At 57.0% G+C, this 15,050-nt stretch carries 15 protein-coding genes; all 15 read left to right on the top strand.

The genetic code is table 11. From position 1 onward, the window contains the following. Nucleotides 1-16: 16 nt before the first annotated feature. The 15 genes from lepB (at nt 17) to CVT63_00720 (ending at nt 14,958) form a co-directional block, all read left to right on the top strand. Nucleotides 17-709: a signal peptidase I gene (gene lepB, locus CVT63_00650; protein ID PKQ28813.1), complete on the top strand. Its 693-nt coding sequence runs from the start codon at nt 17-19 to the stop codon at nt 707-709. Next, nucleotides 649-1,362: a ribonuclease HII gene (locus CVT63_00655; protein ID PKQ28814.1), complete on the top strand. Its 714-nt coding sequence runs from the start codon at nt 649-651 to the stop codon at nt 1,360-1,362. Before lepB ends, CVT63_00655 begins: the two co-directional genes overlap by 61 nt. Continuing rightward, nucleotides 1,352-1,711, top strand: a complete 360-nt coding sequence (locus tag CVT63_00660) for a YraN family protein (protein PKQ28815.1) — start codon at nt 1,352-1,354, stop codon at nt 1,709-1,711. Before CVT63_00655 ends, CVT63_00660 begins: the two co-directional genes overlap by 11 nt. A gap of 106 nt (nt 1,712-1,817) precedes the next feature. After that, nucleotides 1,818-3,599, top strand: coding sequence for a hypothetical protein (locus CVT63_00665; GenBank protein PKQ28816.1), 1,782 nt, complete (start codon nt 1,818-1,820; stop codon nt 3,597-3,599). A gap of 80 nt (nt 3,600-3,679) precedes the next feature. Further along, nucleotides 3,680-5,233: a hypothetical protein gene (locus tag CVT63_00670; protein ID PKQ28817.1), complete on the top strand. Its 1,554-nt coding sequence runs from the start codon at nt 3,680-3,682 to the stop codon at nt 5,231-5,233. 14 nt (nt 5,234-5,247) lie between these two features. Next, entirely contained in the window at nt 5,248-6,390 is a 1,143-nt protein-coding gene (dprA, locus tag CVT63_00675) for a DNA-protecting protein DprA (GenBank protein ID PKQ28818.1), read from the top strand. 297 nt (nt 6,391-6,687) lie between these two features. Then, entirely contained in the window at nt 6,688-7,614 is a 927-nt protein-coding gene (locus tag CVT63_00680; GenBank protein ID PKQ28819.1) for a tyrosine recombinase, read from the top strand. Between the two features lie 14 nt (nt 7,615-7,628). Beyond that, entirely contained in the window at nt 7,629-8,471 is an 843-nt protein-coding gene (locus CVT63_00685; GenBank protein PKQ28820.1) for an RNA polymerase sigma factor WhiG, read from the top strand. Between the two features lie 198 nt (nt 8,472-8,669). Beyond that, entirely contained in the window at nt 8,670-9,611 is a 942-nt protein-coding gene (gene rpsB, locus CVT63_00690; GenBank protein PKQ28821.1) for a 30S ribosomal protein S2, read from the top strand. 34 nt (nt 9,612-9,645) lie between these two features. Continuing rightward, nucleotides 9,646-10,269, top strand: a complete 624-nt coding sequence (gene tsf, locus CVT63_00695) for a translation elongation factor Ts (protein PKQ28822.1) — start codon at nt 9,646-9,648, stop codon at nt 10,267-10,269. A gap of 25 nt (nt 10,270-10,294) precedes the next feature. Beyond that, nucleotides 10,295-11,083, top strand: a complete 789-nt coding sequence (locus CVT63_00700) for a UMP kinase (protein PKQ28858.1) — start codon at nt 10,295-10,297, stop codon at nt 11,081-11,083. Beyond that, nucleotides 11,080-11,622 (top strand): ribosome recycling factor, encoded by a 543-nt coding sequence (locus CVT63_00705; protein ID PKQ28859.1) that lies wholly within the window; start codon nt 11,080-11,082, stop codon nt 11,620-11,622. Before CVT63_00700 ends, CVT63_00705 begins: the two co-directional genes overlap by 4 nt. 148 nt (nt 11,623-11,770) lie before the next feature. Next, the gene (locus CVT63_00710) at nt 11,771-12,661 is read left to right on the top strand and encodes a hypothetical protein (protein PKQ28823.1); all 891 of its coding nucleotides are present in this window, start codon (nt 11,771-11,773) and stop codon (nt 12,659-12,661) included. Nucleotides 12,662-12,679: 18 nt separating this feature from the next. Continuing rightward, nucleotides 12,680-13,846 carry a 1-deoxy-D-xylulose-5-phosphate reductoisomerase gene (locus CVT63_00715; GenBank protein ID PKQ28824.1) on the top strand — a complete coding sequence of 389 codons (1,167 nt, stop codon included), beginning with the start codon at nt 12,680-12,682 and terminating at the stop codon, nt 13,844-13,846. Continuing rightward, nucleotides 13,846-14,958 (top strand): hypothetical protein, encoded by a 1,113-nt coding sequence (locus CVT63_00720; GenBank protein PKQ28825.1) that lies wholly within the window; start codon nt 13,846-13,848, stop codon nt 14,956-14,958. Before CVT63_00715 ends, CVT63_00720 begins: the two co-directional genes overlap by 1 nt. Nucleotides 14,959-15,050 lie beyond the last annotated feature (92 nt).

Raw genomic sequence — 15,050 nt, forward strand, 5'->3', positions numbered from 1 at the left:
GGCGATGGCTCGATAGATGGCCGGCGAAGGCAACAACGGTTTTGTGAAAGATAATCATCCCGCGGAAAAAGTCGGCGAACCTTTTCGCAAGAAAGGATCGCTCTGGCTGGCTATCCGGGAGTCGATGATTATTCTCGTGATGGCAGCTGTTGTCGCCGTTGGCGTCCAATCATTTTTTTTGAAGGCTTTTATCATTCCGTCGTTATCCATGAGTCCGACATTGCAGGTAGGCGACAGGGTTATGGTGGACAGGGCGACCTACTGCTTCAGAAAGCCCCGCAGAGGCGATGTAGTCGTCTGGCGATACCCGCCTTCCGGTCAAAACTCAATGAATACCAGCAACCCGCTTTACTGGCCTTTTGAGGAAATCGGAGAGACTCTCCACTTGACACACGAGGGCGTGACGCCTTATGTGAAGAGGGTAGTAGCGACTGAAGGCGAAACTATTCAATTGAAGGACGGTCAGCTTTATATAAACCAGAAGCGCGTGAACGAACCGTATGCAGTGAAAAACAACTGTAATTTTGGGCCTGTAAAGACGCCGAAGGGGATGTTTTACGGTTTCGGGGACAACCGCCCCAACTCGCGAGACAGCCGTTCCTTCGGACCGATTCCGTACCGTAACGTCATAGGGAGAGTGTTTCTCAGATGGTGGCCCCCGAACCGCTTTGGCAAGCCTCAAGGACAGGATGGTTCCGCGCCGGGCTGACGATTGGCGGGAAGAACGACATTGTGGCGAACGAGGATCTGTTCCGCGAAGATGCGGTGAATCTGATAGCGGGGGCGGACGAGGCGGGGCGCGGAGCGCTGGCTGGTCCGCTGGCGGCCGCCGCGGTCATGTTCGAGCCAGGGGTAGAGGTCGAGGGTGTAAACGATTCGAAGGCTTTAGCGCCAGGGCGGCGTGAAGAGCTTTATCTCGAAATACTGGAAGCCGCGACAAGCGTATCGGTGATTTTTACGGACTCGTGCTTGATAGACAGCTGGGGGCTGCAGACCGCCAACCTGAAAGCTCTGGCGGATGCGCTTGCGGGAATCGAACCCGCCTGCGATTGTGGCATCTGCGATCACTACTCTCCATCGGGCTTGCCGTTTCCGACCTATGGAATACCCCACGCCGACAGTAGATTCCACTCAGTTGCCGCGGCGAGCATTGTGGCGAAGGTGGAGAGGGACAGGGTAATGCGTTCCATGCACCGTCGCTTCCCGCGTTACAACTTTGAGCATAACAAAGGATACGGCTCACGGGAGCACATGGAGGCCCTTGTCGCGCACGGCCCCTGCGAGATACACAGGCTCTCTTTCTCGGGCGTCGCGGACGCCGCCGTTGAAATGCCGTTGTGGGAGAACCAGGTTGAGCTTTGACGGAAAGGCTATCGGGCGGCTGGGAGAGGATGCCGCGTGCGCGTTTCTCGAGAAAAACAGTTTCGAGATCGTGGAGCGCAACTGGCGTGTGCGCGCGGGCGAGATCGACATCATAGCGAGACGCGCGGGGCTCACTGTCATTGCCGAAGTGAAAGCGCGAACGAATACCACGTTCGGAGAACCGGAGGAAGCCGTAACGCGCGGCAAGGCGCACCGCCTGCGGATGCTGGCGAGCGAGTACCTGTCGGGGATCCCGGAGCACGGCGAAATACGCTTTGATGTAATCGCGGTCATGCTCGACCGATCAGGCGCGGTCACCGATATAAAACATATCCCGGACGCATTCTAACTTATACACGAAACAACCCAGGGGTCTGGCAACGTCTACCGCGCAGCGGTAGACGGTGCCTGACCCCGCCGCGTCTACCGCGCAGCGGTAGACGGAGAGGTAGACGGTGCCTGACCCAAAGATCATCAATCAGAGTAGGGCTATGGGCCTTGCAATCATAATCGTGTTTCTTGTTCTGTCGTGTGTGTTTACCAGGCCGATGATCAGCAAGGGCAACCACGCTACGTACAAGGATCCATACGATCCGACCTTTGAGGCGTGGACGCTCGCGTGGGACGTGAAAACGCTCACCAGCAACCCGTTTAACCTCTTCAACTCCAATATTTATTTTCCTAATCCGCATACGCTGTCCTACTCGGATTACCAGTTCACAACAGCGTTTATCGGCGCGCCGCTGATGCTGCTGACTGGCAATCCAGTTGAGACCGCCAACCTCATGTTGATATTCAACCTGTTTCTCTGCGCTCTTGGGGCGTACCTGCTCGCCAAACACCTGACGGGCAACCGCATCGGGGCGTTTGTCGCCGGTGTCGTTTTCGCGTTTGCCGCTCCCAGAATGGCGCACATGGGGCACCTCCAGCTCTCGACGGCCGGGTGGATACCGCTATGCCTTCTTTTTCTTCACAAGTACAGCGAAGAAGGAAAATGGAAAGACGCCGCCATGGCCGCGCTCTTTTTTGTGTTGCAGACGCTGGCTACGTGGTATTACGGGATTATGCTGTCGGTCGCTATCATGCTTTTCCTGCTGGTCAGGCTCATGTTGAACAGGAAAGGTTTTACTCTCCGCTGGACATTGATTTTGCTGATCGCCTTTGCGCTGGCCGGTTGCGTTATCGCGCCGTTCGCGCGTCCTTATCTAGAGGTGCAGTCAAAAAACCCCCGCTTCGTCCGAACTATCGAAGAGGTCGATATCTTTTCAGCGGACGTGCGTGATTTCGCGATAGCGTCTGAAGAGAACATGGTCTGGGGCAAGCTCACCGCGGGTTTGCGGGAAAGCACCGTGAAACGGGGCGGCCCGACAGAGCGCTCGCTCTTTCCTGGGTTGCTGCCGCTTGTCCTTGGCATTGCCGGAGCGTGTGTTCTCTTTGCGAAAGGGCGCGCTCGCGAGCGGTTTTACGCGCGTTTTTACATTGCGTTGGCGGCGTTGGCGGTAGTACTGTGCCTGGGGAGCAGGCTTTATTTCTTTGGTCACACCGCGGACATTCCAATGCCCTATGATCTTTTTTATTACTTTTTCCCCGGTTTCAAGGTGATCCGGGTACCGCCGCGCTTCATTATCCTGATTTTACTGTCACTGGCTGTTCTGTCGGCATTTGCCGTGCGGTTCTTCTTATCGTGGCTGGGGCGCAGGAGGTCTCCTGCCCTTGGAGCGCTGGCGGCTCTGGCAATCGTTGGATTGCTCTTTCTTGACTTGATGTCCGTGAGCCTGCCGATGTACACGATACCTCTCAAGAACGAGTTTCCTCCAGTCTACGCCTGGTTGAAGCAGCAGCCGGGCGACGCGCCGACAGCGGAGCTTCCGCTCGCGGACTACGTTCCCCGGACGTTCAAGGACGGCCTGCAGTACGAGGAAACGTGGCTTGCCCGCGAACCGTGGCGGGTCTATTACTCCACTCTGCACTGGAAGAAGTTGTTGAACGGATACAGCGGGTTCATCCCGGACTCGTACTATGAATCGGTCAAAGCGCTGGCCGGGTTCCCGTCGAAAGAATCCGTCGCTTACCTCAAGGCGCTTGGCATCGAGTACGTTATCGTCCACGCGAACCTGTTCAACCCGGTCACTCTTCAAAAGGTGTTTGCGTGGTCATTGAAGCATCACGGCCTCCAGCCGTGGAAAGTGTTCGATGCCAATCGAGATGACATCGACTACGTTTACAGGTTGCGATAGACGGCCACGCCCGTCCCGTTTGCTTTCTTTGCTTGTAATGCTTATAATGAGCTTGTAATGCTTCAATCCGTGGAGGTTTCTTGTTCGCCAAGCTTTTCGGCTCAACACTCGTTGGAATGGAGTCCCACCGTATCCAGATAGAGGTTGATATCACCAGTGGATTACCCGGCCTGGAGATAGTCGGCCTTCCAGACGCCGCTTTGAAGGAATCGCGCATCAGGGTAAAGTCGGCTGTCAAGAACTCCCAGTTTGAGTGGCCGAAAACCAGGGTTCACATAAATCTCGCCCCGGCGGACGTCAAGAAGGAAGGGCCGTCGTTCGACCTCCCGATCGCGCTTGGCATACTTCGGGCGATGGGCCAGTTGAGTCTGGCGCGGACGAGCTCGAACTTCATCGCGGTAGGTGAACTCTCGCTGGATGGCCGTGTGCGCGAGGTGAAGGGCGCTCTCTCGATTGCTATAGGCGCCAGGGAATGTGGCGCTGATTTTCTGATTGTGCCTGAAGGGAACACGCACGAGGCGGCTTTGGTCGATGGGCTCGATGTCTATGGCGTTGAGAACCTTCGGCAGGCTGTGTCTTTTCTCGAAGGCGCGCGCGCCGATCCGGTCCGCGTTAATCCCGAGGACATGCTCATTGAGAACGCGGATACGGTTGCCGACCTTGCCGACGTGCGCGGTCAGGCGCCGGCCCGCCGGGCGCTCGAGGTAGCCGCGGCCGGAGGTCACAACCTGCTGATGATTGGGCCTCCCGGCTCGGGGAAAACTATGCTGGCAAGACGGCTCCCCGGCATCCTGCCGCCACTGACGCTCGAGGAAGCTCTCGAGGTGACGCGTATTCGCGGCGTCGCCGGCATGGTTTCTCCCGGTGGATCGCTTGCGGGGGCAAGGCCTTTCCGCGCCCCCCACAGCTCTATAAGCGCGGTTGGTCTGACGGGTGGAGGCGTTCCTCTGCCGAAGCCTGGCGAAGTATCACTTGCCCACTGTGGCGTGTTGTATCTGGATGAGCTTACTCTTTATCCGCGTAACGCCCTCGAGTCGTTGCGCGTTCCGCTAGAAGACAGGTGTGTCACCATCGTTCGCTCGATGATTGCGGTCGCATATCCCGCGCGCTTCAGCCTTATCGCCTCGATGAACCCGTGTCCATGCGGATACCTCGGCGATCCGCAACACGAGTGCGCTTGCTCTGTCGGGGATATTGTTCGTTACCGTTCGCGGATATCCGGACCTCTTCTTGATCGCATCGACATACAGATCGAGGTACCGCGCTTGACCCGGGCGCAACTGATGCAAAGAGAAGGAGGAGAGCCGTCGGCGGCCGTTCGCGAGCGCGTAGTTGCGGCGCGAAAAATGCAGGAAGCGCGCTACGCCGGCTCGGGAGTATATTTCAACTCCGCCATGACCAATTCGATGCTGGACGCGCACTGCCGTGCGACGAGCGAAGGCGAACGTTTTCTTGGCGTTGCGGTTGAGCGGCTTGGCCTGTCCGCGCGCTCATATCACCGGGTGCTCAAAGTGGCGCGTACAGTCGCGGATCTGGCGCGAAGCGAGCGGGTTGAAGTGGAACACCTTGCCGAGGCCGTGCAGTATCGTTGCCTCGAGAGAGACGCCCGTTTTACCGGAGCGGCTGTGCACTAAGAAGGAAAGTAACCGTGAACGAGATTGCAGACGATTCCCGCGTTAGGGATCCAAATCCATGGCTGGCGCGGGAGAAGGCTGAATTGATAGCGTTACTGTCCCTGCCGGACGCTACGACACAGCGCGTGGGCAAGATGCTCGCGCTTTTTGGAACGCCGGCGAGCGCATGGGAGGCTCTGAGAAACGGCGCTTATGATGGCGGTGATCCGACGATGGGCGACTGGCGAGGCGAGGCTTTGCGCGTTGAACCCGCGAAGATTGTCGATCGCCTGGCGAGTTCCGGTATCGATATTGTGGCAAGGGGTGAACCGGGTTATCCCGCTCGGCTTGCCCAGATACACGATCCTCCTTACGCGCTTTTTTGCCGGGGCGAGCTCCCCGGCGACCGGGTTTGCGTTGCTATTGTCGGTTCGCGAAAGGCCACGCCATACGGGCTCGAGGTGGCGCGCTGGCTTGCTCGAGGATTATCCGATCAGGGTCTGTCAATTGTCAGCGGCGGCGCCTACGGCATCGATTCCGAGGCGCACGTTGGAGCTCTTGAGGCCGGCGGCCACACGTGCGCGGTTCTTGGTTGCGGGGTAGATGTCGTTTATCCACGGAGCAACGCCGGGCTTTTCAAGAGAGTGGTCGAAAAAGGATGCCTTCTCTCGGAGTACGTTCCGGGCACGCAGCCAAGGCCGTACCAGTTTCCCGCGCGAAACCGTGTCATCGCGGGCCTTGCGCGAGCGGTCGTGATCGTCGAGGCGTCACAGAAAAGCGGCGCTCTTATCACAGCCGACTTCGCGCTATCCGAGAACAGGGAAGTGCTTGCGGTGCCTGGGCAGGTGCTGTCTCCTAACAGCTCGGGGACGCACGCTCTCATTCGCGCGGGTGCCGCGCTGGTCACGTGCCCTGAGGATGTCCTTGCTGAAATGGGAATGATCACAAACCCGCCGCCGGAGGCGTTTAGCGTAGAGAATCGCGGTGAAAGTCTTTCCCGCGACGAGAGGAAATTGCTCGAAGCGCTTGACGGTGGACCGTGCGACATCGAAGATCTTGCCCGAAAGGCGGCGTTTACGGTACGGCTCGCGATGGTGACGCTCAGTTCGCTGGAGGTAAAGGGACTCGTGACGCGCTCGGCCGGCGCCTCTTATCAGAAATGCCGCCCCAGGGCATAATGGGGTCAAACCAAAAGGCATAATGGGGTCAAACCAAAATATGCGTTTTTGCGGGCGCTTTCATCATTTATCTGTTACAAAACGCATATTTTGGTTTGACCCCATTATGCCTTTTTGCCGTTTGGCAGACAGGCGCCCACAACCCAAACAACAATAATTGACAACGTTATAAACAACTGCTATATAATATAATCTAGCAACAAACAGTGAACCCGTTTGTGTGCTGGCTTCTGTCATTTCAAGGAGATATCCGCGGATCATGGTATATATCTCAATGATGCAAATTACTGAGGCGAGATGATAGCTATCGAACATGATCAGCAAAGTGATGTACGTAAAAATATTGAAGCTTTTCTTGAGCAGCTCAAGACGGGCAGAAACCTGTCACCTAACACAATTGCCGCATACAGGAAGGATCTTGCGCGCCTCGAGGAGTTTCTCGATCGCGCGGGCGTTTCTGATCTGTCCACTGTCAATCACAGATTGCTGCGGAGTTTTCTGGCCAACCAGCAGTCCAGGGGTTACGCGCGATCGACCGTCGCGCGGAGGTGCGCGTGTGCCAGGGCTTTCTTTCATTTTTTGGCGGAGTCCGGCGCGCTTGCCTCTGATCCCGCGACAACGCTGTCGTTCCAGGTCAAAGGTCATCGGCTTCCACATTATCTGACGGAGGCAGAGACAGAGGCGCTCTTCGATGCTCCCGCTTGCGACACCGAACTTACTCGCCGGGATCGCGCGATAATCGAAGTGCTCTACGCGACTGGAATCAGGGTAGGTGAACTCTGCGGCTTGAAGCTCTCGGACATCAATCTCGATGCTGGTATGATACGTGTTGTGGGCAAGGGCGACAAGGAGAGAGTCGCCCTGGCGGGCGAACCGGCGATGCGCGCCCTGTTGATCTACATAACAGAAGAGCGTGGAGAGCTTGTTGCGAGGTCGGGGTACGGTGGGGAAGCCGTGTTCCTGGGCAAGCGAGGAGCGCCTATCGACCAGCGCCAGGTGAGAAGGATCGTACATCGCGAGGTAACGGGCCTGGCCGCGGGAGAGAGTGTGAGCCCGCACACGTTCAGGCATACGTTCGCTACGCATTTGTTGTCCCATGGGGCCGATCTGCGCTCTGTCCAGGAGTTGCTCGGGCACAGAAACGTTGCTACCACGCAGATTTACACGCACCTGACAAAAGCGGAGATCAGGAAAGCATATGAGAAGAGTCACCCGCGCGCATGACAGGCGCCTGTAGCATGGCACGACCAACCGGCGCCGCGAAACCCAGGAGTTCGGCTCGCAAATCAGCGAGCGTGGACAAGGCCGAGGAAGAGACGGCACAACTTTGGGTCGAGTACAAAGATCTTCACTCAGCCGACGCTCGCGAGCGGTTGATACTTCATTATTCACCGTTGGTCAAGTATGTCGCGGGCCGTGTCTTCTCCGGCCTCCCGTCTTCAATAGAGTTTAGCGATCTGGTGTCTTACGGCGTATTCGGGTTGTTGGATGCTATTGAGAAGTATGACCTGGGGCGTGGCATCAAATTCGAGACCTATGCTATAGCGCGGATCAAAGGCGCCATAATCGACGAACTCCGCGCGGATGATTGGGTGCCGCGCTCGGTGCGTCTCAAGGCGCGTGAGATTGAGAAAGCGTATGTGTCGCTCGAGAGCAAACTGCGGCGCGAACCGACCGACGAGGAAGTCGCAGGGGAACTTTGTATCGAACTCGACGAATACCTGAATCTTCTGGGCAATCTTACTCCCATCTCGATCGTAGCGCTCGATGAGCTCTGGACGGTTACGGGCGATCGTCCAGACAGGATCAGTTTCGCTGAAACTATTGAGGACGTAAAGGTGAAGGATCCGTCCAAGACCTTTGAGGTCGAGGAGATAAAGGACATGATCGCGTCGGCGATCAATCATCTGCCGGAGAGGGAGCGCACGGTTGTGAGCCTTTACTACTTCGAGGGTCTGACGATGAGAGAAATCGGAGAGGTCCTGTCCGTCACGGAATCGCGTGTCTGTCAGATACACACAAAGGCGATTCTTCGCCTGCGCGCCAGGCTCGGCAATGCGCTGGGCATCGATTACGCGTAGGGTCAGGTCCGAAAATGCAACTATTGAGACCTGACCCTAAATGCAACTATCCAGACCTGCCCCTCTCTGATACACTTATCAGGATTTGCCTGCTGTAGCAGGTAAAAATACACACCTCGCACGACTTCGCCGTGGGTGCCTTCGGGTTAGCGGTGGGGAATGAATGCGGGGGAGGAAAAATCAAATTGGAGGTAGAGAATGACTCAGCCTGTAGTCACGATGAAGGAGCTCCTTGAAGCGGGAGTTCACTTCGGGCACCAGCGTCGCCGGTGGAATCCCAAGATGAAGCAATACATCTTCACCGAGCGGAACGACATCTATGTCATTGACTTGCAGAAGACACTTGTCATGACAGGGACGGCCTATAACGCTATACGGAACGCTGTCGCGGATGGCGGCAACGTGCTCTTCGTGGGAACCAAGAAGCAGGCGCAGGAGGCGGTTGAGGAACACGCGACACGGTGTGCAATGCCTTTTGTTACCCAGCGCTGGCTCGGTGGCACGCTCACGAACTTCTCGACAATCCACTCGCGAATCATGCACATGGACGAGTTGGAGCGTCGTGATCGCGATGGCGAGCTCGAGCTAATTCCCAAGAAAGAGGCGCTCCAGATACGTCGCCAGATAGACAAGCTACGCCGCAACCTCGAGGGGATCCGGAACATGCACGCGTTACCCTCCATGATCTTCGTTATCGATCCGCACAAGGAGAGAATCGCGGTCGCCGAGGGCCGCAAACTCGGGATACCGATAGTCGGACTTGTTGACACCAACTGCGATCCCGAAGAGGTTGATCTGGTCATTCCAGGCAACGACGACGCTATCCGCGCGATTGGCCTGCTTTGCAGGGTAGTGGCGGATGGTGTTATCGATGGCATGGGCGCGCGCGACGCGCGTCTGGCCGATGAGATCGCACAGCAGGCTGATATCGCCCGCGAGAAGTGCGAGAGAGCTCCGGTTAGAGTTGGAGGGGCCGTGCCGGCATATAGCGCCTCGCCGGATGACATAAGCGGGCCTGCGATAACGCCCGGATTCCCGGGAGATGTCAAGAAAGAACTTACGGTAGATGCCGTCGAAGAGCCGGTCGTGCTCGATCCAGAAGGCGTTTCTCTCGCCGAGCAAACACCTGACGGCGGGTAGTTTTTAAAAGTCAAAAAAGAGCAGGAGATAAACGATGGCTGAAGGTGAGATAAAAGCAGGACAGGTCAAGGATCTTCGCGCCAGGACCGGCGTTGGCATAATGGATTGCAAGAAGGCGCTCGCTGAAACGAGTGGCGACATCGAGAAGGCGGTTCGGTTTTTGAGAGAGCAGGGGCTCGCAAGCGCGAAAAAGCGTCAGGAGAAGACCGCGGAACAAGGTATTGTCGAGTCTTACATTCACCTGGGTCAGCAGATCGGCGTTCTGGTGGAGGTCAATTGTGAGACGGATTTTGTGGCGCGAAACGAGGAGTTTCAAAAACTGGCGCACCTTGTCGCGATACAGATAGCCGCTGTCAACCCGGCGTACCTTGACAGGGAGACGGTTCCCGCCGGGGTGGTGGAGTCCGAACTGGCGATCTACCGCGCGAGATGCGAGGCCGATGGCAAGCCCGAGAAGGTCTGGGACAGGATAATCAACGGTATGCTCGAAAAGTTTTACGGAGACGTGTGTTTGCTGGAGCAACCTTTCGTCAAAGATCCTTCGTTGACGGTCGGGGAACTTGTCGCGCGCTCGGCGGCAAAGATGGGGGAGAAGATAGAAATACGAAGGTTTATTCGCTATCAGGTTGGCGAGAACAAGGAGAAAGCGGTTGGATGAGCCGGGCGAAACGTCTGACAGCGGGCTGAATCTCGACAGAAGAACGCCGCTCACGTCCCACGCGCCCGCTTTCAAGAGAGTGCTTGTCAAACTATCCGGCGAAGCTTTCATGGATTCCACTCTCGGGTACGGTATTGATATCAAAACCGTCAGGTCTGTAGCTGAGGAGCTTGCCGAGGTTCAATCGACAGGGATACAACTTGCCCTTGTCGTCGGCGGCGGCAATATATTCAGGGGCGGCGCCGCGAGCGCGCGGGGGATTGACAGGGCGACCGCGGATTTTATGGGAATGATGGCTACGGTCATGAACGCCCTGGCGCTTCAGGATGCCCTTGAAAAAGAGGGAGTGTACACGAGAGTACAGACAGCGATCACCATGCAGGAGGTTGCTGAGCCACTTATACGGCGACGAGCATTGCGTCACCTCGAGAAAGGGCGAATTGTTATTTTCGCCGGTGGCACCGGAAACCCGTATTTTTCAACTGACACGGCCGCCGCGTTGCGCGCGCTGGAGATCGGCGCGGAGGCTATACTCAAGGCGACCAAGGTGGAAGGGGTATACGACCGTGATCCGGTCAAGTTTCCTGAAGCTGTCATGTTTCAGACGTTGAGCTATCTCGAGGTTCTCAACCGGGAGCTCGAGGTCATGGACGCGACCGCGATTAGTCTGTGCATGGACAATAATCTGCCGATAATCGTGTTCAATCTGTTCAATCACGGCAATTTGAGGCGTCTTCTGTTGGGCGATGACGTTGGCACAGTTGTGTGGTCGGATAAACAGCGCTGGAGGTGGTTCAGACGGATGTCATCATGAAAGAGGCAGAAAGAAAGTTCGCAAAGGCGGTTGAGGCTACGGCCGCTGAGTTCGGCTCTGTGCGAACCGGGCGCGCCAGCCCGCATCTGCTCGAGCGGTTGAGCGTGAGCTACTACGGCACGATGACGCCGCTCAATCAGATCGCCACTGTGAGCGCGCAGGAAGCGAGGCTGCTCGTAATTCAGCCGTACGACAGAACCGCTATCGCTGAAATCGAGAAAGCTATCACGCAGTCGGATCTTGGGTTTGTCCCGTCGGACGATGGCCATGTCATCAGAGTGCCGATCCCTCAGTTGACCGAGGAGCGCCGGAAGGAATTGGGCAAGCTCGTAAAGACGCGGGCGGAGGAAGGCCGGGTTGCCGTGCGCAACGTGCGCCGGGACGCGATTGAGGCGCTCCGCAAGGAGGAGAAGAAAGGCGGGGCCACCGAGGACGACCTGCATCGCGGCATTGACGAGATGCAGAAGTTTACAGATAAACACATCAAAGAGATCGACGAACTCACAGAGAAAAAGATCAAGGAACTCATGGAAATATGATTCAGGGGTCTGGCAACGTCTACCGCTCCGTCTACCGCAACCAGTGGTCAGGCACCGTCTACCGCTAAAGCGGTAGACGTTGCCAGACCCCCCTACGCAGTAAAAGTAGACGGTGCCTGACCCCTGGCGTAGGCGCAAAGGGAGAAAAATGAAGAGAACGCGAGCGCGAAGAAGATCGATCGAAGACGGCTTCTCTCACAGGATTGTTGGCGCGTTGCTTTTCGGCGTTGTTTTTCTTGGAGCGCTGGTGTGGGGCGCCGTGCCGTTCACTTTCGTGGTGGCGGCGGCAGCGGTCATAGGATCGGTCGAGCTTTTCAGCATGTTCGAGTCGAAAGGCCAGGCGACGCCTACGGCGGCTGTGCTGGGCATAGGAGGCTCGATCGCTTATGTGCTGCTGGCGCATTACAAGCCTGTAGAGAGCTTCGGCTACGTTACGATCAGTCTTATATTCTTGAGTTTCATATGGTACGTGTTCGTGCTGCGCCACGTGAAACCGACCAAGGCAGTAGCGCTTACGGTGTTTGCGCCCCTCCTTTCGGGTTTTTGCCTGAGCTACCTTGTTCTCATAAGGGACTTCGCCTGCAAGCACGCGGCGCACCCCAACAGAGGCTGGTGGATACTTCTGTTCATGATCGCGCTCATCTGGGTTTACGATATCTGCGCGTGGGCCGTCGGCCGCAAGATCGGATATCACAAGATGGTGCCGGACATCAGCCCGAAGAAGAGCTGGGAGGGAACTATTGCCGGCGCAATCGGCGTGATGGCGGCGTCGGTGCTGTTCAGGTTCATTATTACGGTTATCGTTGGAAACAAGGAGTTTGTCTGGTTCTCGTACGGTGTCGCACTGGCAATCGGGGCGCTGGTGGTGATACTGGGGCCACTAGGAGACATCGCGGAGTCGCTCATGAAGCGCGATTACGGAGTCAAAGACATGGGCGCTGTCATCCCCGGCCACGGGGGTATCATGGATCGGTTCGACTCGACTATATTCACGGCGCCGGCCGTTTTCTACTTCCTTTTCTACTTCGTTATCAAATAGCAATGACACGGTGGTAACTTGAAAACAGTCGCTATCCTCGGTTCAACAGGGTCTATCGGCACACAGGCGGTTGAAGTCGCGCGGCGACTTCACGGCACTATCACGGTCACCGCTCTGGCTGCCCATTCCAACGGCGAGCTCATGGCTGAACAGGCGCGCGTCCTCGGCGCGCGGCGCGCGGCGCTTTCCTCCCCGGACGCCGCAACCAGATTCGCGGGCGTTTTTCGCGAGATAGGTGTTGAGCTGCTCGCGGGGCCTCAAGGAGTGGTGGAGCTGGTCGAGTCAGGGAAGCACGACCTGGTGTTGAACTCGATCGTGGGCTCGGCGGGACTCGCGCCCACGCTGGCCGTCCTCGACAAAGGCACGACACTCGCGCTTGCCAACAAGGAGAGCCTGGTAGCCGGAGGCGCGCTTGTGCTCGACGCCGCGCGGGCGTCAGGCGCGAGAATAATACCGGTTGACAGCGAACATTCGGCGATATTTCAGTGCCTGCAAGGTGAGGATCGCGAGGGGGTTCGGCATATCGTGCTGACAGCCTCGGGAGGGCCTTTTCGCGCCAGATCTTCGGGTTCGCTCGATGAGGTGACGCCTGAGGAGGCGCTGGTTCACCCTACGTGGAACATGGGCCCGAAGGTGACAATTGACTCCGCGACGCTCATGAACAAGGGGCTCGAGGTTCTCGAGGCGCACCATCTCTTCAAAATCGCGCTGGAAGATATTGACGTGCTGATTCACCCGCAGAGCGTCATCCACTCGATGGTTGAGATGGTTGACGGCTCAGTGCTGGCGCACATGGGCGTGCCCGATATGCGGATACCGGTACAGTACGCGTTTACATATCCCATGAGGGCGCCGTCGCCGGCGGACTTCCTTTCTCTCACGGAGTATGGGAATCTGTCATTTGAGAAAGTTGACACAGTTCGTTTTCCGTTGCTGCGTCTCGCTTATGACGCGGGGAAGAGTGGTGGAACTTACCCCGCGGCTATGAACGCCGCAAACGAAGAGGCGGTCGCGGCGTTTCTCTCGCGGCGTATTGGTTTTAAGGGAATCGCGTGTGTGGTTGGCGACGCGCTTGAGCGGCATGAGCCGCTCGAGGGTAAGACGCTCGATGAGATAGAAGACGCTGAAGCGCGCTCGAGGCGGCTTGCGCTGGATGTAATTAAGGAATTGGAGAACAAGGTTTGATGGTTTTCTGGGCAATAGTCGCTGTTTTTTTCATAGCGTTCATGATATTGACACACGAACTGGGGCACTACTTTGCCGCGAAAGCCGTGGGGATCAAGGTTCAGCAGTTTTCTATCGGCTTTGGCCCGGAGATCGCTGGGTTTGACCGTGGCGAGACGCGCTACTCCCTCAAGTGGTTTCTGGCGGGGGGCTCCGTGAAAATACTCGGGATGAACCCGGACGAGGAGATTCCGCCCGAGGATCTTCCCCGCTCTTACTACAAAGCCCCGGCGTGGAAGCGCGCGATAGTGATTGTAGCGGGTTCGTTTGTGCATACACTCATCGCGTTTTTGCTTTTTTTCCTTCTCTTCTGGCCCATCGGCTATACCGTGTTGACGGGAAAGATCGAAGAGGTTCAGAAGACGGTCGAGGTACGCGCCGGTCAAAAGACGCCTGGCCCTGGTTATATTGCGGGCTTGCGCAAGGGAGATCTCATTAAGTCGGTTGACGGGCATGCGGCGCGCGACTGGTCCGATATGGTAAATCTAATCTCAGAGCGGCCCGGAAAACATGTTGTGCTGCAATACGAGCGCCTCGCGGAGAAGCGAACGGCTGTCGCAACGCTTCTGAATGTGAATGGCAGGGGCATTCTCGGGGTACGCGCGGATACCGCGAGTACCGCCGTCCGAAAGTCGAACCCGATTGCCGCTATAGGACAGGCCTCAAAAACGATCGGCCAGGTGGCGGTCGCGCTCGTCAAGGGGCTTTGTTCGCTGTTCTCCGCAAAAACCGCGAAGATGCTGGTCGGCGTTGTTCCGAGGAGCCAGGATGGCCCCAGGAGCGTTGTCGGCGCCACGCAGCTCACGTTCCAGGCGGCGGGGCAGGGGGCATCTGTCTTTATCTACATAATTGCTCAACTGTTTTTGTTTCTGGCGATATTCAATCTTGCGCCGTTGCCACCGTTTGACGGCGGCCACCTGATGGTGATCGTGATTGAAAAACTTTTGAAAAAGAAAATTGATGTGCGCAAGATCGTTCCTGTCGCCTGGGCTGTTATCGTCGTTTTATCGCTGATCGCTCTGCGGCTTGCGCTTCTGGACATCTTCAATCCGTTGCGCAACCCGTTCAAGTAATTAGAAGGTGACGTCACTGTCTGTGCCAGTAGAGGTAGACGGTGCCTGACCCCAGGTGTTGCGTTGGGGCCTGACCACAGTGTTGCGCGACG

It is taken from the genome of Candidatus Anoxymicrobium japonicum (assembly GCA_002843005.1).
Taxonomy (GTDB): Bacteria; Actinomycetota; Geothermincolia; order Fen-727; family Anoxymicrobiaceae; genus Anoxymicrobium; species Anoxymicrobium japonicum.